This is a genomic window from Spiroplasma sp. Moj, from assembly GCF_016082285.1.
Classification (GTDB): domain Bacteria; phylum Bacillota_I; class Bacilli_A; order Mycoplasmatales; family Mycoplasmataceae; genus Spiroplasma; species Spiroplasma phoeniceum.
This window is the reverse complement of sequence record NZ_MQTY02000162.1, coordinates 1-826: the sequence shown is the minus strand read 5'-3', so window position 1 is coordinate 826 and position 826 is coordinate 1. Positions and strand designations below refer to the sequence as shown.

The 826-nt window shown below is 23.4% G+C and carries 2 protein-coding genes; both read left to right on the top strand.

Annotated features, from left to right (window positions below; translation table 4 throughout):
- Positions 1 to 160: 160 nt before the first annotated feature.
- On the top strand, positions 161 to 442 hold the full coding sequence (locus tag BST80_RS05295; protein ID WP_415746286.1) for a hypothetical protein: 282 nt from the start codon (positions 161 to 163) through the stop codon (positions 440 to 442).
- Between the two features lie 142 nt (positions 443 to 584).
- Positions 585 to 719 carry a hypothetical protein gene (locus tag BST80_RS05290; RefSeq protein ID WP_415746285.1) on the top strand — a complete coding sequence of 45 codons (135 nt, stop codon included), beginning with the start codon at positions 585 to 587 and terminating at the stop codon, positions 717 to 719.
- The last annotated feature ends 107 nt before the right edge of the window (positions 720 to 826 follow it).

Below are 826 nucleotides of genomic sequence, written 5' to 3'. Positions count from 1 at the left end.
TATCTTTTTAAAAATATTTACAATTATTTTAATAGGTTATGCAAGAAGTCTATATCAATGCTGAAACAGCAACATGAGTAGCAACAGGAGTTATTGGTTTAACTATTTTAATTTTTGGTGAGATGATGAAACTGGGCAAGTAAAAGAAATTGGTCACCATATGCTTTGAATTCATGGTAGTACTTCGATTAAAAAAGTATTTCAAAAATATTTGCATTTAGCAGCACCACCAGAAAGTACAGGTAAAACATTATATCAATGATTTGTTAAGGAAACAGGATATGATTTAACAAAATCAGAAAATAAAATTAAAGAATTTGTTTATCAAAATTATGCTTTTCGCGTAAATGATGAGAAAAAAGGCAAATTAACTTCCAAAAATATTATTTTTGAAATTGAATTTTTAACTAATAATAATCCAATTCATGATTTAGAACGTTAAAAGCAAAAAAGTGTATTTATTTTAAATACATTTTTTATTTATCTTTGTTAAATACTTAACATTAATTTATTCTATGTTAAGATAAAAAAAGATAAAAAATATAGAAAAATTAATGAGAAGGAGGAGGATTATTCTGGAAAAAATGCAAGTAGAAAATGAAATATGTGGTGGATTACTTTTTCGTTATTTAGGTTTTATTAACAAAGCATTTACACAGCAAATTGAAAATGAACTACAAAAACAAGGTTATTATGATTTTCAAATTTCTAATATTTAGTTATTAATTTTAATTGAACGGTTTCCTGACTATACAATAGACTTCTTGCATAACCTATTAAAATAATTGTAAATATTTTTAAAAAGATACTAATAGCAAATTATAAT